Origin of the sequence: Streptomyces aureus (assembly GCF_001418135.1) — a bacterium.
Lineage (GTDB): Bacteria > Actinomycetota > Actinomycetes > Streptomycetales > Streptomycetaceae > Streptomyces > Streptomyces aureus_A.
Genome location: NZ_LIPQ01000016.1, coordinates 41,829 through 61,014, shown reverse-complemented (window position 1 = coordinate 61,014; position 19,186 = coordinate 41,829). Strand labels below are relative to the sequence as shown.

Annotated in this window: 23 protein-coding genes; 7 read left to right on the top strand and 16 right to left on the bottom strand. The window is 70.9% G+C overall.

Features of this window, described 5'->3' with window-relative positions; genetic code table 11:
* Positions 1-187: 187 nt before the first annotated feature.
* Positions 188-871, bottom strand: coding sequence for a maleylpyruvate isomerase N-terminal domain-containing protein (locus AOK00_RS02055; RefSeq protein ID WP_063886493.1), 684 nt, complete (start codon positions 869-871; stop codon positions 188-190).
* Between the two features lie 407 nt (positions 872-1,278).
* Between AOK00_RS02055 and AOK00_RS02050 the strand changes: the two genes are divergently transcribed.
* The 3 genes from AOK00_RS02050 (at position 1,279) to AOK00_RS02040 (ending at position 3,146) form a co-directional block, all read left to right on the top strand.
* A complete protein-coding gene (locus AOK00_RS02050; protein ID WP_055598596.1) occupies positions 1,279-1,827 on the top strand; it encodes a GNAT family N-acetyltransferase in 549 nt (182 codons plus the stop codon).
* 11 nt (positions 1,828-1,838) lie between these two features.
* The gene (locus AOK00_RS02045) at positions 1,839-2,504 is read left to right on the top strand and encodes a M15 family metallopeptidase (protein WP_055598600.1); all 666 of its coding nucleotides are present in this window, start codon (positions 1,839-1,841) and stop codon (positions 2,502-2,504) included.
* A gap of 315 nt (positions 2,505-2,819) precedes the next feature.
* On the top strand, positions 2,820-3,146 hold the full coding sequence (locus AOK00_RS02040) for a GYD domain-containing protein (RefSeq protein WP_055598595.1): 327 nt from the start codon (positions 2,820-2,822) through the stop codon (positions 3,144-3,146).
* Positions 3,147-3,303: 157 nt separating this feature from the next.
* Here AOK00_RS02040 and AOK00_RS41540 read toward each other — a convergent pair whose 3' ends face one another.
* Positions 3,304-4,389 carry an eCIS core domain-containing protein gene (locus AOK00_RS41540; RefSeq protein WP_437441374.1) on the bottom strand — a complete coding sequence of 362 codons (1,086 nt, stop codon included), beginning with the start codon at positions 4,387-4,389 and terminating at the stop codon, positions 3,304-3,306.
* Between the two features lie 218 nt (positions 4,390-4,607).
* On the opposite strand from AOK00_RS41540, the gene AOK00_RS41535 reads away from it, so the two are divergent.
* Positions 4,608-5,006: a hypothetical protein gene (locus AOK00_RS41535; protein ID WP_437441373.1), complete on the top strand. Its 399-nt coding sequence runs from the start codon at positions 4,608-4,610 to the stop codon at positions 5,004-5,006.
* 74 nt (positions 5,007-5,080) lie between these two features.
* Here AOK00_RS41535 and AOK00_RS02025 read toward each other — a convergent pair whose 3' ends face one another.
* Positions 5,081-5,689 carry a DUF2867 domain-containing protein gene (locus AOK00_RS02025; RefSeq protein ID WP_055598594.1) on the bottom strand — a complete coding sequence of 203 codons (609 nt, stop codon included), beginning with the start codon at positions 5,687-5,689 and terminating at the stop codon, positions 5,081-5,083.
* Positions 5,690-5,783: 94 nt separating this feature from the next.
* Between AOK00_RS02025 and AOK00_RS02020 the strand changes: the two genes are divergently transcribed.
* From AOK00_RS02020 to AOK00_RS36615, 3 genes are all read left to right on the top strand, one after another.
* A complete protein-coding gene (locus AOK00_RS02020) occupies positions 5,784-6,341 on the top strand; it encodes a TetR/AcrR family transcriptional regulator (RefSeq protein WP_055598593.1) in 558 nt (185 codons plus the stop codon).
* A 366-nt stretch (positions 6,342-6,707) separates the two neighbouring features.
* Positions 6,708-6,965: a DUF6400 family protein gene (locus AOK00_RS02015; RefSeq protein ID WP_055598592.1), complete on the top strand. Its 258-nt coding sequence runs from the start codon at positions 6,708-6,710 to the stop codon at positions 6,963-6,965.
* Positions 6,949-7,179, top strand: coding sequence for a hypothetical protein (locus AOK00_RS36615; protein ID WP_079041791.1), 231 nt, complete (start codon positions 6,949-6,951; stop codon positions 7,177-7,179). Before AOK00_RS02015 ends, AOK00_RS36615 begins: the two co-directional genes overlap by 17 nt.
* 2 nt (positions 7,180-7,181) lie before the next feature.
* Here AOK00_RS36615 and hypE read toward each other — a convergent pair whose 3' ends face one another.
* The 13 genes from hypE to AOK00_RS01955 all read right to left on the bottom strand — a co-directional run bounded on the left by hypE (position 7,182) and on the right by AOK00_RS01955 (position 19,142).
* Entirely contained in the window at positions 7,182-8,222 is a 1,041-nt protein-coding gene (hypE, locus tag AOK00_RS02010; RefSeq protein ID WP_107097291.1) for a hydrogenase expression/formation protein HypE, read from the bottom strand.
* Between the two features lie 49 nt (positions 8,223-8,271).
* Entirely contained in the window at positions 8,272-9,456 is a 1,185-nt protein-coding gene (gene hypD, locus AOK00_RS02005) for a hydrogenase formation protein HypD (RefSeq protein ID WP_055598590.1), read from the bottom strand.
* A complete protein-coding gene (locus AOK00_RS02000; RefSeq protein ID WP_055598589.1) occupies positions 9,453-9,770 on the bottom strand; it encodes a HypC/HybG/HupF family hydrogenase formation chaperone in 318 nt (105 codons plus the stop codon). The genes hypD and AOK00_RS02000 overlap by 4 nt, the downstream gene beginning before the upstream one ends.
* A gap of 10 nt (positions 9,771-9,780) precedes the next feature.
* A complete protein-coding gene (gene hypF / locus AOK00_RS01995; protein WP_055598588.1) occupies positions 9,781-12,234 on the bottom strand; it encodes a carbamoyltransferase HypF in 2,454 nt (817 codons plus the stop codon).
* Positions 12,231-12,926, bottom strand: coding sequence for a hydrogenase nickel incorporation protein HypB (gene hypB / locus AOK00_RS01990; RefSeq protein ID WP_055598587.1), 696 nt, complete (start codon positions 12,924-12,926; stop codon positions 12,231-12,233). The genes hypF and hypB overlap by 4 nt, the downstream gene beginning before the upstream one ends.
* A 2-nt stretch (positions 12,927-12,928) precedes the next feature.
* A complete protein-coding gene (locus AOK00_RS01985) occupies positions 12,929-13,324 on the bottom strand; it encodes a hydrogenase maturation nickel metallochaperone HypA/HybF (RefSeq protein WP_055598586.1) in 396 nt (131 codons plus the stop codon).
* A gap of 139 nt (positions 13,325-13,463) precedes the next feature.
* Complete coding sequence (locus AOK00_RS38895; RefSeq protein ID WP_159041667.1) at positions 13,464-13,604, bottom strand: DUF6893 family small protein; 141 nt, start codon at positions 13,602-13,604, stop codon at positions 13,464-13,466.
* Positions 13,601-14,125, bottom strand: coding sequence for a hydrogenase maturation protease (locus AOK00_RS01980; protein WP_055598585.1), 525 nt, complete (start codon positions 14,123-14,125; stop codon positions 13,601-13,603). The genes AOK00_RS38895 and AOK00_RS01980 overlap by 4 nt, the downstream gene beginning before the upstream one ends.
* Complete coding sequence (locus AOK00_RS01975) at positions 14,122-15,516, bottom strand: hypothetical protein (protein ID WP_055598584.1); 1,395 nt, start codon at positions 15,514-15,516, stop codon at positions 14,122-14,124. The genes AOK00_RS01980 and AOK00_RS01975 overlap by 4 nt, the downstream gene beginning before the upstream one ends.
* Positions 15,513-16,151, bottom strand: coding sequence for a DUF6084 family protein (locus AOK00_RS01970; RefSeq protein ID WP_055598583.1), 639 nt, complete (start codon positions 16,149-16,151; stop codon positions 15,513-15,515). Before AOK00_RS01970 ends, AOK00_RS01975 begins: the two co-directional genes overlap by 4 nt.
* Positions 16,148-16,807, bottom strand: coding sequence for a DUF5947 family protein (locus AOK00_RS01965; protein WP_055598582.1), 660 nt, complete (start codon positions 16,805-16,807; stop codon positions 16,148-16,150). Before AOK00_RS01965 ends, AOK00_RS01970 begins: the two co-directional genes overlap by 4 nt.
* Positions 16,804-17,361 carry a hypothetical protein gene (locus AOK00_RS01960; RefSeq protein WP_055598581.1) on the bottom strand — a complete coding sequence of 186 codons (558 nt, stop codon included), beginning with the start codon at positions 17,359-17,361 and terminating at the stop codon, positions 16,804-16,806. Before AOK00_RS01960 ends, AOK00_RS01965 begins: the two co-directional genes overlap by 4 nt.
* A complete protein-coding gene (locus AOK00_RS01955) occupies positions 17,358-19,142 on the bottom strand; it encodes a nickel-dependent hydrogenase large subunit (protein WP_026057905.1) in 1,785 nt (594 codons plus the stop codon). The genes AOK00_RS01960 and AOK00_RS01955 overlap by 4 nt, the downstream gene beginning before the upstream one ends.
* Positions 19,143-19,186 lie beyond the last annotated feature (44 nt).

The window sequence follows — 19,186 nt, the reverse complement described above, 5'->3', positions numbered from 1 at the left end:
GGGTCGCCCGGCTTCGTGCGTGCCGGGCGACCCGCCCACCCCCTGCTCACCACCACCAGAGGCGCCGTCACCGGCGCCCTCACGGTGCGGGTGCCGTCCTCGTCCCACGGCCAGGTGCATCCTCATCGGCCCGTGCTCCTCGATGATCCGAGGGCGCGGCAGGCCGGGGCCCTCGGCACCGAACCGTTCAACCCAGGGCGATCCAGCGGACCCCGAGTTGTTCGATCTGTGCGGCCTCCGTTTCATTGAGTGGCTCGCGGCCCGTGGCCTTGCGCAGGAAACGGGAACGGCTCCACCCCAGCTCGTCGGCCGCCGCGGCATGCTCCGGGCCGAGGAGCAGCTCCGTCACGGCGTCACCGGCCGCCGGCGTGAGCCAGGCTTCGCGTCCGAGTGCGTCGGCCAGGTCGAGGCCGTGGACGGCGACTTCCACGACGCGGGTGAGGAGGAACTCCGAAAGGAGCATGGCGTCGCCGTGGCGTGTCCGCACGGTCCTGGCGCCTGATCGGGCCCGGCACAGCCGGTCGGATCGCCGCCACGTCGCGGCGAAGTCCTCGGCGAAGGCGGCGCCGTCGGCCGGTCCCGCCGCCCGGTCCTGGGCCAATGCGATCCGCTTGGCATTGGTCCGGGGTGAGAAGCGGTCGTCCGGACGGTAGTACTCCACCGCGGAGATCTCCGCCTCGTCGGGTGCCGGCGCGTCCAGCATGGCCGGGAGCCAGTCGATCACCACCACCACGTGCCCGAGCAGGTCGCGTACGGTCCAGGGCGTACAGCGTGTCGGGAGGTCCCACTCGGCCTCGGAGAGCCCGGCCACGGCGCCGCTGAGGGCCTCGCATTCCACCCGGAAGGCTTCGAGCACCTGGTCGTGGTCCACAGCCCGCCGCCCCCCGTCCGTTCGCCGCACCGTGCTCACCTCGCCGTCCCGCCGAGGTGACGGCGCAGGTCGGCTGTCGACCGGCGAGCGAACCACTGATGGACGCCCCAGCCGTCCTGCCCGCTGAACTCCCTCTCGTACAGGTCGACATCGTCGGCGGTGACAGGACGAAGAGTGATCCCATCCAACAAGGAACGGCTCCAGATTCTCTCGGCGGGCGGTTCGAACCCTCGTGACGGCCGTCCGCACAACGGCTTCTCGCTTCGCGCTTCTCAGATCATCGACACGCGCGCCGAGGCGGTCCCGGTTGCGGACTGCTGGAAAAAGATCACCACGGATGGACGACCAGAGAGGAGCCAGGCTTCTCCGCCGTTCGTTCTCGCGGGCGTGCGATAGGGTTCCGGGCCATGATCGAACCCGGAACCTTCGCCTGGCCGCCCGCCCCGATATCGACCGAACGGCTCGTGCTCCGCGAGTCCGAGGGCCGGGACCGGGCGGCGTTCGTCGAGCTGTTCGCATCGCCGGATGTGGGCGCCTACATCGGTGGCGCCCAGCCTCGCGAAGTGCTCGAGCGCGCGGTGCCCGAAGTACCTGGCCGACGTCCCGGCTGTTTCGTGGTCGAACGCGACGGAACGATGATCGGCATGATCACCTTCGATCCCCGCGGCGCCGAGCGCCGGGGGCATGTCCGCCCCGAGGCCGGGGAGGCCGAGCTCGGTTACCTGTTCCTGCCGGAGGCATGGGGACGGGGTTACGCCTTCGAGGCGTGCGCGGCGGCACTCGACTGGTTCGCCGGCGCACGACCCGGCGAACCCGTGGTGCTCTCCACCCAGAGCGCCAACGACCGCGCGATGCGCCTCGCGGCGAAGCTGGGCTTCACCGAGGTCGAGCGGTACGAGGAGTACGGCGCCGACCAGTGGTTCGGCGTGCGCCCCTCGGCCACACGGGCCGGATGAAGGGCGGCACCGTGAGCGAGATCGTGCTGATGTCGGACCCGAAGGTCGCCGCCGTACCTGTGATCGAGTGCGGGGAACGTCTTGTGGACGTCCGCCTCGGCGGCCGGCTGCTCGTCGACGCCCGCAAGCAGGACCCGGCGGACGCCTTCGCCCACCTCCGGGAGGGTGTGCTGGAGCGGCTGCTCACGGCACAGACGATGCTTCCGGCGGGCATGCGGCTGCTGTTCGTCGAGGGTTACCGGCCCCCTTCCCTCCAGCATGAGTACTTCGAGGAATACGCCGGCCGACTGCGAGCCGACAACCCCGGGTGGTCCTCCCATCAGATCCACTCCGCGGCGAGCAGGTACGTGTCACCCCCCGACATCGCGCCGCACAGCGCCGGCGCGGCCGTCGACCTCACCCTCGCCGATGCCGACGGGCGCGAGCTGGACCTCGGCACGCGCATGAACGCGGATCCCGAGGAGAGCGCGGGCGCCTGCTACACGCACGCCTCGAACATCACCGACGAGGCCCGCGCCAACCGGAAGCTGCTGGGCACCGTGCTCACGGCAGCGGGGCTGGTGAACTACCCCACGGAGTGGTGGCACTGGTCCTTCGGGGACCGCTACTGGGCCTTGATCGCAGGAGAGACCGCCGCCCTCTACGGACCGAAGGAGCTCGACTCCAGGCACGGCTGAAACCGGTGCCTGATGCCTGGTGCCTGGTGTCCCGTGCCTGATGTCTGGTGTCTGGTGTCTGGTGTCGGTGAACCGGTCCGACGGCACGGGCCACAGCCGGGGTCCCGGTCCGCGTCACGCAACGCATCCCGGTTGAGCGCGGACGTGTCAGCCACCGCGTACGACGAGCAGGGCCGGAGCACCCGGGCAGGTCGCTCACCCGTCGGCTGTGGCCGTCACGGTCATCGTCCCCAGCCGTTCAGGGGACACTCGGGCCGCACCCGGGGCGTTTCCCGCCCCACCGGGCATCTCTCGGTGGAACGAAAGGGAAACTTGATGCCGCTCTATCTTTCGAGGTTCAGCTACACACCGGAGACCTGGGCGAGGCTGACCGTCCACCCCGAGGACCGCGCAAAGGCTGCTCAGGCGTACATCGAGTCCGTCGGCGGGAAGCTCCACGGCTTCTGGTACGCCTTCGGCACGCACGACGGATACAACCTGTGGGAGGCCCCCGACAACGTGTCCATGGCCGCGGTCGCGCTGGCGATCAGTGGAGGGGGCGCGCTCAGCTCGTTCGAGACGACAGTTCTCCTGACCGTCGAGGAAACCATGGATGCCCTGCGCAAGGCCGAACGGGTCCAGTACCGGGCGCCGGGCGCGTAGGGGTCCAGGACGAGGTAGCAGGAGCAGCCCCCGGCCGGGTTCAGCGTCGTTCGTCGGCAGGACTCGTTGAGCCGACCGGCAGCCGACCGGCGTTCCGCCGCCGGCCAGGCCTCGCCTCCATCGCGCGCGCGGTGGAGGCGAGGCCCTCGGTGGGCGCCTACTGGTTGGCGGCCTCTGGGGCGACAGGAGGGTCCTCCCTGTTCAGCGCGTCCTTGAAGTCCTGCGCTGCTGTGACGACGTCAAAAATCGTGGCGAAGGCCGCGAGCATCGCGGTCTGCGTCTCCGCGAACCAGTCGTTGAACTCCCTCTGCTTCCTCGGCAGTCTCCTGAAGTCGTTGAAGCGGCTGTTCTTCGCCACCAAGTCGATGATCGTGGCCTCGACTTGCGTTCGCATCATGGCGACGGTTCGCGGGCGGTTGAATGTCTGAAAGACGTTTGCGGGCGAGCAGTCGTTGAGCAGGGTCGTGATCTCGCGTGTGAATTCGCCGAAGGCCCCGGCGTTGTCGCCGTCTCCTCTCGTTGCGGTGGCGAATTCCTCCCGGGCCCGCAGGCCCGTGAGGTTTGCGGCTGCTCCGTTGAGCCGGGCCACGAGTGTGCCCATACGAGTCACCTGGTCAGCCGCCAGCCGTTTCTTCCATTTGGGATACGGGCTGGCCAGGACGTGGTCCCGGGCAGCCCTCCGTAGGTCGGTGACGGCGGCTTCGAACTGTGTGACGTAGCCCCCGACGTTGTTGAAGATGTGCTCGCCCTGGAGATGGAAGACCCCGTCCGTCGAGTTCGAGCCCTGTCCCACGACACGCTGGACCGCGTCGGCGGTCGACTGCATCGACGACGTCCTGGTCGAGGGGTCGCCCGAGCCGTCCTCCCGGGCAGGTTGAGGAGCGGCCAGCACTCGCCGGGCGTTGGCCTCCGCCTCGCGCTCGAACCGGTCCGAGGGGTCGCTCACCTTCAGACCGTCGCCGCGGTCCGTCCCCGCGACCGCCCCCTGTCGCTGCTGTATGACGTGGGTCAACTCGTGGGCGAGTGTGTGCTTGTCGCCCCCGCCCTCGCCGATCACGACGTGGCTCCCGGAGGTATAGGCGCGCGCACCGACTTCGGCGGCCGAGTCACGGGCGGCGCTGTCGTCGTGGATGCGGACGTCGGAGAAGTCCGCGCCAAGACGAGCCTCCATCTCTTCACGCCGCCGGCCGTCGAGCGGGCGGCCGGCTCCCGCGAGGACTTGGTGAACAGCCGATCGCTGCACGGGAGACTCCGCGGAAGCAGCCGACTGGTGCCCGCATCCCGCCCCATGCTGATGTTGTGCAAAGGAGTGGCCGGCCATCTGCAGCATCCGCGTGACCGCGGCATTGCCGGCGGCTCGCTGCAGCGCGAGAAGGCCACCCGGGTCGAGAGGAGCGGAGGCTCTGGGTGCCGCGTTCCTCTTCTCGGAGCCTCGTTCCGAGGTGTGTTCATTCAGCATGGTTGTCTTCCTGTTGTCGTGAGAGTTCAGCTCACAACAACAGCAACGCCCGCAGCCGGAAAGGGCAGAACGCGCACACAGGAGGGCACCTCCGGCTGCCCCGCGAGGCGGGGCCGGTCGGCCTGCTGCAGGTCCTGGAGGCGAGCGGCGCGCTGCTGGTCGCCATTATGCGCACGGGTGTGCCGTTGGTGTTCCTGGAGGGTTCGCCGCACTACTACGGCATGTGTGGCTTCGAGGGTGCCGGCGCGGTGGGCTTTCGTTCGCCGTCGCTGCGTATCCCTGAAGCCGCGTTTCAGGTCGCCCGGTTGTCCGCTCACGAGCCGTGGATGACGGGCACCTTCGTGTACTCAGAGGCTTTCTGGGCCTTTGACTGCGTCGGCCTGCGCGACCCCGAGGACTGATGGGAGCCCACGGTCTCCCGTGCCTTCGCCCGAGCCCCGCGCCGTTTGACGAGGGGCTCCGGGGAAGGGATGCGTCAGCGCGCCGTTCGGCGTGCCGTGTTCTCTTCCCACTCCCGGCCGATCGATCGCATCAGGGCCGGGTAGACCCCCAGGTACCGGAAGGGTTTGATGCCGAGCATGTACAGCGAGCCGAGGCGGCCGTTGGGCCTCACCAGGACGGCCATCTGACCGCGGTAGCCGCCGTTCCCGTCGGCGACCCAGCCGATGTGCATCACCCCGTGCATCGTCTTGTTGGCGTACTCGGCGGCCCACTCGTCGTGTGTCTGGAATACCGATGTGAAGGGCGCCGCGCTGAGGTCGGGCCCCTGCGGCCCGTCGCGCAGGTCGTCCGGCAGCCGGTCGCGCAGCGTCGCCACCCGGCCGCCCACGCCCGAGTCCGGCTTGTCCCATCCGAGCAGCGCACCGAGCTTCCAGCGCACCGAGAAGAGGAACCGGCCGACGGGGTTGCCACCGTCCGGACCGTCCTTGCCGTCCGCCATCTGCTCGACCAGGAGGTGCAGGTCGTCCGGGCCGCCCGGTGTCGGCAGTGCCCACACGTCCTCGAGCCGGAAGTCGCCGGCGATCTGGTGGATCCGCCAGGGGCGGGACGTGTGGTCGGTTGCGGGAAGGCGCAGATCGCTCATGGCAAATCCCTGTCTATACGGTGGCGTATAGATCGAGCATAGACCCATCCATACGGCTCCGTATACTTGGTCGGGAATGTGAGAGGAGACACGGATGGGCGCGATCCGCACACCGCGGGACAAGTGGATCGAGGAAGGGCTGCGTGCGCTTGCCGGCGGCGGCCCCGAAGCCGTCCGGGTCGAGGTCCTCGCCCAGACGCTCGGCGTCAGCAAGGGTGGTTTCTACGGCTACTTCCGGAACCGTGCCAGCCTGCTGGAGGAAATGCTCGACACCTGGGAACGCGGGGTCACCGAGGACGTCATCGAGCGGATCGAACGCGACGGGGGCGACGCCCGCGAGCGGCTGGGGCGCCTCTTCGACTTCGTGGGGTCGGGCGAAACGCCTGTGACCAGCGCCGGGGTCGAGCTCGCGATCCGCGACTGGGCCCGGCGCGACGAAGGCGTCGCGCGTTGCCTGCGCCGGGCCGACAACCGCCGCATGGACTACCTGCGCGAGCTCTACGGGGCCTTCTGCCCCGACGAGGGCGATGTCGAGGCCCGCTGCCTGATCACCTTCTCGCTGCGCATCGGCGACCATCTCATCGCAGCCGACAACGGCCCGCGCAGCCGCGCGGAAGTCCTTGCCGCGGTCAGGGACCGGTTGTTGGGCTGACCGATCGCTTCGGATGACCCCCGTGGCCGGAGACGCCGCCGGAAGACGGCTCGCGCCCGCTTCGACGACCGCCGAGTCGATGTCGGCCGGCTTGGCCCTGACCCGGCCGACGGGCCTGCCGCCTGCCGTGGTGACGACGTCATCGGGTCCTCGGGGTTGCCGAGGTCGTCGAGGTCGTCGAGGTCGTCGAGGTCGTCGAGGTCGAACAGTGACCGGCCGTGACGAGCCGCTGGCATCGGTCTCCGCCTGTTCGGCATGACGTGTGCCACAGGGACCGCCGAAGGCAGGTCAGGCGCTTCCGTACGCAGCGGCCGCTCTGATAGACGTGGTGGCGTACGTGTTCGATTCCTCCCTGAGAGCCCAGCCATGAACCACGGCCCCGACCCTCGTTCCGCCCTGGTCGACTTCCGTATCGACCTCACCGTCGAAGAGGCACGTCGGCGTGTCGAAGTCGTGGCTGCCCTCGGGCCCGACTGGGACCCCGTGGCCGTCCTGCGTGAGGAGGAGGCGGCGCACGCCCTGCTGTACTCGGGCTTGGACGAGGAGCAGCAGAGGCTTCACGCGATGCTGGTCGCGGCCGGTGTCCTGCCCGGGGAGGTGCCGGGCCGTGCGTCTTCCGCTTGATCCCCACGCCGACCTGGCTCGGCGGGCCTGGGTCGCCTGCCCCGGCTGCGACGACGCCCGCGACTGCGGAACCTGCCTGGAACGCCGGAACTGCCGGAGCCACTGGCGTTATCTGATCGGGAGCAACGGGCACCGGGTCCACCTGCAGTGCCCGAACTGCACTCACATGTGGACCCTCGACACCTCCCGCGAGGGACGCGGCCGGCGGGCCTGAGCTCAGCAGATCCGCGGCAGCTGTTCTCCGAGCGGCAGGTCGACGACCCGGGTTCCGCCGAGTCCGGTACGAGCCACCACCATGCCCGGATGGGTCTCGACCGCCTCGCCGATCACCGCCGCCTCGGTACCCGAGGGGTGGGCGCGCATCGCGGCGAGTACGGCGTCCGCGTGCTCTCGCGGGACGAAGGCCACGAGCTTGCCCTCGTTCGCCACGTACATCGGGTCGAGTCCGAGCACCGCGCAGGCGTTGGCGACCGCTTCGGGGATCGGAACGGCCCGCTCCTGGATGACGACGCCCGTGCCCGAGGCGGCCGCGATCTCGTTCAGCGAGGCGGCCAGGCCCCCGCGTGTGGGGTCGCGCAGCACGTGCAGGTCCCGCGTGACGGCGAGCATCGCCTCGACGAGGCCACCGAGCGGTGCGCAGTCGCTGGTGATCTCGACACCGAATTCGAGACCCTCCCGCACACTCATGATCGCCACGCCGTGCATACCGATCGGGCCGCTCACGATCACCACGTCTCCGGGCACCACCCGTTGCGGACGCAGGTCGACTCCGTCGGGGATCAGCCCGACCCCCGAGGTGTTGATGTAGATGCCGTCGCCGTGACCGGCCTCCACGACCTTGGTGTCCCCGGTGACGACCTGAACGCCGGCCACGCGCGCCGCCGCGCCGAGGGCCTGCGCGACACGGGCGACCACGTGGGTCTCGACGCCTTCCTCCAGGATGAACCCGCAGGAGAGGTGGCTCGCCCGGGCGCCGATCATGGCGAGGTCGTTCACGGTGCCGTTGACGGCGAGGTCGCCGATGCTGCCGCCGGGGAAGAACAGCGGACGCACCACGAAGGAGTCCGTGGAGAACGCCAGGCGGGCGCCGCCGATGCGGACCTCAGCCGCGTCGGCGGTGTGTGCGAGGGCCGGTCCGCCGTAGGCGGGCGCGAAGACGTGCTCGATCAGCTCGGCGGACAGCGCGCCTCCGCCGCCGTGGCCCATGACGATGCGTGTCTGGTCGCGCAGTGGCGCCGGGCAGGTCCAGGCGAGCATGTCGGGTGCCGGCTGTGCGGCGTCGACGGCCGGGGTGGTGCTGACGGTGTCAGGCAAGGGGGCTGCCCTCCAGGGAAGCGGTGGCCGGGGACGGGGTTCCAGAGGCCACGCGGGCCGCCGCGGGGGGTCGCGGTCCCGGGGTTCCCGCGTCGAGCCGCCGGTAGAGGTAGTAGGCGGCGCAGGCGCCCTCGCTGGACACCATCGTGGCGCCGAGCGGGGAGCGAGGCGTGCAGGTGGTGCCGAAGGCCTCGCACTCGTTCGGTTTCAGCAGGCCCTGGAGGACCTCGCCGCTGCGGCACTCGGCGGGCTCGCGAGTGACGATTCCTTCGACGGAGAAACGGTACTCGGCGTCGTGGTCACGGTAGCGTTCGGACAGGCGCCAGCCGCTGTCCGGGATGACGCCGATGCCGCGCCAGGCCCGGTCGGTGATCTCGAAGACGTCACTCAGCATCGCCTGCGCCGCCGGATTGCCCTCGGCCGTCACGGCTCGCTGATAGGCGTTCTCGACCGTGTGCTCGCCCCGCTCCAGCTGAAGCAGGGTCCTGCGTACGCCTTCCAGGATGTCCAGTGGCTCGAATCCGGTGACCACGATCGGCACCTGGTGGCGTTGCGCGAGCTCGGGGTACTCGGCCGTGCCCATCACGCTGCAGACGTGTCCGGCCGCGAGAAAACCCTGGACGCGACAGTCCGGGGACCGCATGATCGCGTCGATCGCCGGGGGGACGCGGACGTGGGACACGAGCAGACTGAAGTTGCGGATGTTCCGCTTGCGCGCCTGATGGACCGTCATCGCGTTGGGTGGCGCCGTGGTCTCGAAGCCGATGCCGAAGAAGACCACCTCCCGGTCCGGGTTCTGCTCGGCGATCCGCAGCGCGTCCAGCGGGGAGTAGACCACCCTGACGTCGCCACCCTGCCCGCGGACCTGGAACAGGTCGCGGCCCGTGCCGGGGACGCGGAGCATGTCACCGAAGGAGCAGAAGATCACCCCTGGCCGGGAGGCGATCTCCAGGGCTTTGTCGATCATCTCCAGCGGAGTGACGCAGACCGGACATCCCGGGCCGTGGATCAGCTCGATCTCGGAGGGCAGGAGCTGGTCGATGCCGTGCCGGATGATGCTGTGCGTCTGGCCTCCGCAGACTTCCATCAGGGCCCAGGGGCGGGTCGCCGTCGCCTTGATCTCGTCGAGCAGCCGACGTGCCAGGTCCGGGTTCTGGAACTCGTCGATGTACTTCACGGCCGCACCTCTCCGTGGACGTCGTCCTGCGCCTGCCACTCGCTCACCGCGGCCTCGGCGGCCTCCCACGGGTCCCCGAACTCCTCCTGGAGCAGGCCGAGGGACTCGAACAGCTCCAGCGTCCGCTTGGCCGACTCCTCGTCGAGCTTCTGAAGGGCGAAGCCCACATGGACGATGGCGTACTCGCCGGGTTTCAGGTCCGGCAGGTACTCCAAACACACCTCCTTGACCACGCCGCCGAAGTCGACCGTGGCCATCCGGGTACCGTCCCGGTCCTCGACGTCCAGCACTCTTCCGGGTACCGCCAGGCACATGGGTGTCTCCTCAATGCCGCTCTCGTCGCGGCGTGGCGGGGGCCGCTCGGTCCGTGATCCGGGCGGCCACAACGAGCTGGCCGAGCGCCAGACCGCCGTCGTTCGGCGGGATCGAGCGGTGGCGCAGCACGGTGAAGCCGTCTTCCCGCAGCCCTTCGGCGCAGGCCGAGGAGAGCACCGTGTTGGCGAACACTCCCCCGGTCAGGGCCACGGTCTCCACACCGGTCCCGCCGCGGGCGGCGACGCAGACCGTACGCACGAGTCGGGCCACGGCGCGGTGGAACCGCGCCGCGACGACGGCTGTCGGGGCCCCCTCCAGCACGTCGGCGGCCACCGCCCGGAGAAGGGGTGCGGGGTCGGCGGTGAGCGGGGCGCCGGACCGCGGCGAACCGAGCCGGAAGACGTATCGTCCGTCCTCGGCCACGTCGGGTGCGCGCAGGGCCGCGGCCTCCAGCTCGATCGCGGCCTGCGCCTCGTATCCGGCGTGGTGGCAGATCCCCACGAGGGACGAGACGGCATCGAACAGGCGGCCCATGCTGGACGTGGGCACGCAGTTCACCCCTCCCGCCAACTGCCTTTCCAGTACGGGCAGTTCTCCGGGCGGGCAGGCTCGCGTGCAGGGCAGAGCGCTGTCGGCGGCGAGACCCGCGGCGCGAAGGTGGGCCAGGGCCATGCGGTAGGGCCGTCGTACGGCCGCGTCGCCGCCGGGCAGGGGTACGTAGGTCAGATGCGCGAACCGCTCGAACCCGGCGTAGTCCGCGAGCAGGAACTCACCGCCCCATACGGCGCCGTCGAGGCCGTAGCCGGTGCCGTCGAAGGCGACGCCGATCACGGGAGCCGTGCCGTCGAGGCCGTTCTCGGCCATCGCCGCCGCCACGTGCGCGTGGTGATGCTGTACGGGGACGACGGGCCGTCCCTCCGCGTGTTCGCGGGCCCAGCGGGTGGACCGGTAGGCGGGGTGGCGGTCGGCGGCGAGCAGTCCGGGCCGCACGCCCGTGACGGACTCGAGCCGCCACTCGGCGGAGGTGAGGGCGAGCTGGGTGGCGAGGTCGTCCATGTCGCCGATGTGGGCGGAGAGCCAGGCCTGGCGTCCGTCGCCGAGGCAGAAGGCGTTCTTGAGGTCCCCTCCGACGGCGAGGGCGGGGGCGACCTCCACGGGCAGCGCGACCGGCAGCGGCGCATAGCCCCGGGAGCGGCGCAGCGTCAGCTGCTCGCCGTCGCAGACGCGGACGACGGAGTCGTCGCAGGGCACATGGATCGGCCGGTCGTGCAGCAGCCAGGCGTCCGCCAGACCGGCGAGTCTGGTCAGTGCCTCCCCGTCGTCCGTGACGATGGGCTCGCCCGCGAGATTGCCGCTGGTCATCACCAGCAGCCGGGGCCCTTCACCGTCCTCCGTGCCGAGGCCGAGGAGGAGATGGTGCACCGGGGTGTACGGGAGCATGAAGCCGAGGTCCGGGCTGCCCGGCGCCACCGCCCCCGCAGGCGCGGCCCCTTGGCGCGGCCGCGCGTCGTCGCGGCGGCGCAGCAGCACGACGGGGCGGACGTTGCCGGTGAGGAGTTCTCGTTCGAGCGGGCAGAGGTGAGCGAGGGGCTCGATGTCGGCGAGTTCCGCGGCCATCATCGCGAACGGTTTGTCACCGCGTGCCTTGCGGCGGCGCAGTTCGGCCACCGCGTGGGGGTTCGTCGCGTCGCAGGCCAGGTGGTAGCCGCCGAGGCCCTTGACGGCGAGGATCGCGCCGGAGGCGAGCATCCTGCGTGCGGCGGCGATCGGGTCGGCCCCGGGATCGCCGCCGGGGTCGGCCCGGGCGTGGTCGGGGGACGGCTCCGTACCGGAGGACGCGGGGCCGCCTGGCGCGGTGACCAGCCGCAGCCGGGGGCCGCAGCGGGGGCAGGCGACGGGCTGCGCGTGGAAGCGCCGGTCGGCCGGGTCCGCGTACTCCCGGGCGCAGTCCGGACACATGGGGAAGCCGGCCATGGTGGTGTGGGCCCGGTCGTAGGGCAGTCCCGTGACGATGGTGAAGCGCGGGCCGCAGTGGGTGCACGTGATGAAGGGGTGCAGATACCGCCGGTCGGCCGGGTCCGCGAGCTCCGCGAGGCAGTCGTCGCAGGTCGCGGTGTCCGGCGGGACGAGGGTGCGGACGGAGCCGCCCTGACGGGAGGGCGCGATCGTGAATCCGCTGCCGCCGCTCGTGGTGACGTCGGCCGCCTCGACCGACTCGACCCGGGCCAGGGGCGGGGCGTCGGGCGCGAGGCGGGCGCAGAAGGTCGCGACGGCCGTGGGGTCTCCCTCCACCTCCGCGACGACGCCGTCCGCCGTGTTGGTGACGTGGCCGGACAGCCGCAAGCCGGTGGCGAGGGCGTAGACGAAGGGCCGGAAACCCACACCTTGCACGACGCCGCGGACGACGACACGGCTGCGCCGCAGGGCCGTGGCGGGTGCGGGTCCGGGTCGCGCCGTGGTCACGCGCCGGCCCGTGCCATCACCGGGGTGTGGGCTCGGTTCCCCGCAGCCGTGGCGAGGGCCCGGTCGAGCAGCGTGCCTGCTCCCCGGCCGTCACGCACCGAGCTGAGAACGACCTCGACGCCGGGGTTGACCTGCTCCACGTTGGCGCGGAAGGCCGTCTCGTCGAACTCCGCGGCCTCGGCCATGTCGGTCTTGGTGACGATCACCAGCTGGGCGAGGCCGAACGCGGTGGGGTACTTGAGCGGCTTGTCCTCTCCCTCGGTGACCGAGGCGAGCACGACGCGGAGCGACTCGCCCAGGTCGTAGCCGGCGGGGCAGACGAGGTTGCCGACGTTCTCGACGAACAGCAGCCGGGTCGACTCGGGCAGCCAGTCGTGCAAGTGCCGGGCGACCATGTCGGCCTCCAGATGGCAGAGGCCGTCGGTGAGCACCTGCTTGACGGGGACGCCCGAGCGGGCCAGGCGCCGGGCGTCGTTCTCGGTGGCGAGGTCGGCGGTGAGCGCGGCGGCGCTGACGCCCCGTTCGCCGGCGAGGCGGAGTTCGCGCTCCAGCAGGGCGGTCTTGCCGCTGCCGGGGCTGGAGAGCAGGTTGACCACGGTGGTGCCGCGGGCGGTCAGTTCGGTGCGCAGGATCTGTGCCGCGGCCTCGTTCTTCGCGAGAACGGCACGCTGGAGATCGACTGCTCGGCACATGCTCAGCTCTTCTCGGTGATGGGTTGGTGCTGTTCTTCGCGCGGCGCCTCCGGGTCGGCCCAGCGGACCTCCCGGATCTGGAGTTCGCGGCCGGAGACGATTCCGTCGGCCGCGGCGCCGCAGCCGGGGCAGAGCAGTCGCGGCGGCATGCCGACCGGCCAGACCTCGGCGCACGGGGTGCAGCGCGCGGTTCCGGGGACGGTACGGGTGATCAGCTCGGCGCCTTCGACGACGGTTCCGGCGCAGGCGAGTTCGAAGCAGAAGGCGAGGGCGTCGGCGACGACGCCGGCCAGCTCGCCCACTTCCAGCTCGATGCTGCTGACACCGACGGCCCCCCGAGACCTCGCCGCGGTCTCGACCTGGTCGACGACGGCGACCGCGAGGGACATCTCGTGCATCGGTCTCCGTCCTGGGCGCCCGGGTGGGTCTCGGGCGCCATTAGAGAACGGGGGGTGGCGGGGGATCGCCCGGCACGCCGGGACCGGACGTCGGTGTCGTCCATTCGGTGCAGCCGCCGCCACCGAACCCGCGGGTGCGTCACATCCTGCTCATACGCAGGTAGCGCCGGACGTCGGGGAGGACTCCGACGACGACGGCCGCGACGGCCAGGGCGGCGGTGGCGACGGCTGCGATGCCGAGGACGTTCCTGTGCATGGTGCTCTCCGTTTCCATGTTCATACGACGGCTTCCTGACGGACCAGTTCGGTCACCATGCGCACGGCTTCGGGCACGGCCGCGGCGACCTGCGGGCTGAGCCCGATGCCCTCGTCGAGGCAGGCCGGTTCGCAGCCGACGACGAGGATCCGCCGCGGCGGCGCGGCCCCGGTTCCGGCGCACAGGGTGTCGAGCAGGGCGAGGACGGCGTCGGGCGTCATCCGGTGGCCGTCGAGCGGCGCGGGCTCCGTGCCGCGCTCGTCGGCCGCCGAGGCGTCGATCAGATAGAGCGTCCCCGGTGCACCGCCGCGGGCGGTGACGTCGACGAGGACGAGGGTGTCCCAGCCTTCGAGGAGCTCGTAGGCGAGGTGGACGCCCCGGACGCCGACGTCGGCCAGCTCGACGGAGACGGGGAGTTCCTCACGGGTGAGTCGCCGCAGGGTCTCCACGCCGAAGCCGTCGTCGCCGAGGAAGATGTTGCCCACCCCGGCCACGAGGGTGCGGGCCGTGCCGGGCGTTGCGGCCTCGGGCCCGGGGCCGTTCACATGTCCTCCAGGGCTTCGACCTCGTCGGGCTGGAAGTAGAGGAACCGGCCCTGTTCGCGGCGGATGTCGGCGCCCGGGTCGTCCTCCACGGTGACCGCGATGTGGACTCCTCCGTCGACGTCGTGGAGGACCGCCTCGACCAGCGCGCTGCGTCCGTCCAGGAACAGGTCCTGGGCGTCCGTGCGGCGGAGCCGTGGACGCAGGACGACCCTGCTGCCCGCGCGGACGGCGCGTCCGTCGACGAGGACGTGGTCGTTGTCCGGATCGACACCGGTGTCGCCGCCCGGGTCCCACCAGGGCGTCTCCGGTTCGAGGATGTTTCCGGCCGGCTTCGGGCTCCCCGTGACGCTCTGGAGGCTCCGCACTGCTCCGTGCAGGCGTTCGAGGACCTCGGGCGGCATGGTGTCCGCGAGTTCGATCACCGCCGCCGCGCGGGCGTCGGTCCCCCTGGCCTCGCGCTTCTCCTCGTCGGTGAGGGCCGCCGTGCGCAGGGCGAGGATCTCGTCGATCTCGGTCGCGTCGTAGAGGGCGCCGGGGCTCTCGGGTGCGATGGCCGGATGGTCCTCCAGGATGATCGGCGAGGAGAGCATCAGGTCGTCACGGCCGGGTTCGCCGGCCAGGACGGGCCAGGTGTGCAGGTTGCGGCAGGCGGCGACGGCGCCCTTGGCCCATTCCGGCGGGTCTGTCATCGACAGGAACGAGCCGCCGTCGAGGCGGAGCAGGGTGTGCGCGGCGACGAGGGAGTACGGCAGTGCCGCGTGGCGGTCGGTGTCCCGTTCGGCGGTCCAGGTGCTGGTGTTCTCCACCGTGACCGAGAGGCGCTCGACACGGTACGGGCCGTCGATTTCCGCGGCCGAGATCCGCACCGTACCGCTGATCTCCTCGCGCCGGCGTACGAGGCGGCCGAGGACGCGTCCGTCGTCGGTGACCTGCTCGACCTCGTCGGCCGCGGGGCGGGTGAACGGCAGGGCGACGCCGTCACCGCGTAGCTCGGCGACGGGGACGGCGAGGGTGACCCGCTCCTCGACGCCCTCGTCCCAGGGCACCAGGACCCGGTCGGCCAGGCGCAGTTCGTCGGTGGGGGCGTATGTCCCGTCCGCACGGAGTTCTTCGACGGTGCGCCGCTGAGCGCGCAGGAAGCGGACCTCCACGGCGAGTTCGGCGCCGGTCCTGGGCTCCATGAGGCACTCGGTGTGCTGGAAGTCGTGCTCCTCGGCGGCGGCGCTCCAGGACGGCGGCACCAGGACGCCGAACTGCCAGCGGAGCCGGTTCTTGGCGGCCGACGCACGGTACGGGTAGAGCACGTACCCCTCGAAGAGGACGGCGTCGGCGACGTGCCGGGCGACGGCGAACCGCGCCTCGGTGCCGGGGCTGAAGGCGACGGTGGTCATGCTGTCCTCTCCCCCGCCGCTTCGAGCAGGGACTCGACGGTGGCCTGCCACGACGGGAGGGCCCGGCGCGAGCGGTAGGCGAGCAGGGCGTCCATCGCGTCGCCCGGGAGCCTGATCCATCCGCAGCCGGGGAAGTGCTGGTCGATCATCTCGCGCCACACCTTCACGGGCATGCGATGGGAGACCTCCTTGTCCCAGGGAACGGGCTCGACGTGGAAGCCGCCGGCGCCGGTGAACGCGGTGCCGGAGAAGAGCAGAAGCAGCGGGACGTCACCGTCGGAGAGCGCCCGGAAGTACCTGGACGCGGCGATGTCGGTGTCGTAGGTGCACGGTACGACGAGGTCGGTCTCGATCTCGCCGGTGAAGCCCGGCACCATGACGGAGGCCTGGGCGAACTGCACCGGGTTGAGGCTGCTGCCCCACCGGGAGCGCTCGCCGAAGAGGTCGCCCAGGGCTGCGGCCTCATGGTCGTCGTAGCCGCGCCGGGCGGGTTCGATGCGGATCTGGCAGCGCAGGGCCATCGCGTGCACCCGGGCGCCGCCGGTGGCGGTGATCCGCAGCCGGAACACGAGCGTGGGGCCGGCCGCGTAGGGATCGGCGCGGACGTCGGTGCAGCTGAAGGAGAACTCGGTCACGGCCGGCTCCCCTGCGGTTCGCGCGCCAGGCCGCGTACATGGGTGAAGAGCGCGTCGAGGGCGGCCCGCGCCTCCGCGCCCCCGTCGAACCCCTGCCAGTGCAGTCGCATGCGGCCCACCAGTTCGTAACAGAGGTCGATCGGTACGAGGAAGCACTCGGTGCGGCCCTCGTGGCGGCGGAGCAACAGGGCCTCCACGTCGGGTTCGAGGTGGGCGGCCAGCCGGGTGGCTTCCAGGACGGACTGCCAGGCGTCGTCCTCCAGCTCGCTCTCGGTGGCACCGGCGGGGCTCGGGTAGAGCGCCACCGGGCGGTCGAGGGCGGAATTGCGGAAGAAGAACGCGACGGAGACCGGGATCCGCAGCGACTCCCATGCCCGGTCGTCGATCCGGTGCCCCGGGTCGCTCAGGAAGCGGCCGGGCACCGCCCTGAAGCGGCCCGGGGAGGCGGCGGAGCGGTCCATCAGCTGCGCGCACGGGCCGCATGCGCACACCAGGGCCCGCTTGTCCGTGTCGACGAGGTGCGGGTGCCGCGCTTCGGCCGCGAGTGCCGCCCCGCACAGTTCGCACCGTTCCTCGCGGGGCGGACGCGGGGCGGTGAACCGGCGCAGGCCCGTGGGCCGCGGGGGTCGCGCGGCGCCGTTCGGCGGCCCGTTCACAGGGCGGCCGACGAGCGGCCGTCCGCGCCCGCGAGGGACGGACGGGTGCCGATCTGGAGCAGCGCCGGCTCGCGTGGGGCGCCGGTCTCCAGCTCCACGCCGGTGACCTCGGGCGCGAAGCAGGCGAGGGCGTCCACGGCCGCCTGCCGGACGGACTCCTGGGTGCCGGAGCAGCCGCAGCCGGTCGAGGCGGTGACCCGCAGCCGCAGCACGCCGGTCGCCGTGTCGAATCCGGCGTTCTCCACGGGCTGCGGCAGGGCGGACAGGGCGCGGTCGATCCGGGTCGGCGTGTCCTCGGGGTGCAGTCCGTGCAGGTTGAGGAGGCTCGCGACGAGTTCGTCCGCGAGCAGCGGAGCCAGCGGGTCGGCGGGCGGACGGGCTGCGGGACTCCCGAGGAGCTCGATCACGCGGGCGATGCCGCTGCCGTAGAACTCCATGAGGACGCGTACGACTTCCTCCGCGGCCGCGCAGGCCTCGGCGTCGCCGTTCTCGGCCAGCCGGTCCAGGACCTCCTCGACGCGTCGGCCCGCCGCTTCGGCGGTGGCCGTGCTCATCCGGCCAGACCGCTCAGGCCGGTGGGCACGTGCATCTGCTTCACGGTCCTGCCGTTGCCCGTGTACATGTGGACGCCGCACGGCAGACAGGGGTCGAAGCTGCGCACGGCGCGCATGATGTCGATGCCCTTGAAGTTCTCGGGCGTGTTCTCCTCGAAGATCGGGGTGTTCTGCACCGCGTCCTCGTACGGGCCGGGGGTACCGAACGTGTCCCGCGTGGAGGCGTTCCACGGCGTCGGCGGATAGGGGTGGTAGTTGGCGATCTTGCCGTCCCTGATCACCATGTGGTGCGAGAGGACGCCACGTACGGCCTCCGTGAAACCGACGCCGATGGACTCGTCGGGCACTTCGAACTTCTCCCACGTCTGTGTGCGTCCGGCGCGGACCTCCTCCAGGCCCTTCTCGGCGCAGTGCAGGGCGACGGCCGCCGCGTACGCCTGGAAGTACGTCCGGGCGCGGTTGCGCTCCAGGGCGTTGCTCCACTTCGGGATCTTCCACTCGAAGGTGGTCTCCGGCTTGGTCATCGTCCGGGGGAGGTTGATGACGACGCTGTGCCCGGTGGCCTTGATGTAGCCGATGTCGACGAGGCCGGAGAGCGCGGTGGACCACAGGCGCGCGATGGGGCCGCCACCGGTGTCCAGCGCCAGGTGGTCCTTGCCGTCGAACCATCGCGGGGACATGACCCAGCTGTACTTGTCGTCGAAGTTCCGCTTCTGCGGGGCCGGGATCGTGTGCTGGTTCCACGGGTGGCGCGGGTCGACCGGGTTGCCGAGGGGATCGTGGGTGACGAACTGTTCCTGGCCCTGCCAGTCCTCGTAGTACGAGCTGCCGAGCAGGATGCGGATGCCGAGGTTGATCTCGGTGAGGTCGTTGGTCACCAGTTTGCCGTCGACGACGACACCGGGGGTGACGAACATCCGCCGGCCCCAGTCGGTCATGTTGGCGTAGGTGAAGTCGCAGTGCTCGGGGTCGTTGAGTGCGCCCCAGCAGCCGAGCAGCACACGGCGGCGGCCGACCTCCTCGTAGCCGGGCAGCGCCTCGTAGAAGAAGTCGAAGAGGTCGTCGTGGAGGGGGACGACCCGCTTCATGAACTCCACGTACCGCATGAGGCGGCTCATGTAGTCGGTGAACAGCTGCACGGACGCGACCGTGCCGACACCGCCGGGGTAGAGGGTGGAGGGGTGGACGTGCCGCCCTTCCATGAGGCAGAACATCTCCCGGGTGTACCGGCTGACCTGGAGCGCCTCGCGGTAGAACTCGCCTTCGAGGGGGTTGAGGGAGCGCATGATGTCCGCGATCGTGCGGTAGCCGTGTTCGGCGGCGTGCGGCGCCTCGGTGCGCTCGGCCAGCTCCAGGACGCCGGGGTTGGTCTCGCGGACCATCTTCTCGCAGTAGTCGACCCCGACCAGGTTCTCCTGGAAGATGTTGTGGTCGAACATGTACTCCGCGGACTCGCCGAGGTTGATGATCCACTCACCGAGGTGCGGGGGCTTCACGCCGTACGCCATGTTCTGCGCGTACACGGAGCAGGTCGCGTGGTTGTCACCGCAGATGCCGCAGATGCGGCTGGTGATGAAGTGCGCGTCGCGGGGGTCCTTGCCCCGCATGAAGACGCTGTAGCCGCGGAAGACGGAGGACGTGCTGTAGCACTCCGCGACGCGCTTCTGCTTGAAATCGATCTTCGTGTGGATGCCGAGGCTGCCCACGATCCGGGTGATGGGATCCCAGGCCATCTCCACAAGGCCGGAGCCGTCACCCGTCGTCTTCGCCGGAGATGCCATGGTCGCTGTGGTGCCCTTCGTCAACTCTTCGACTTCGCGAACAG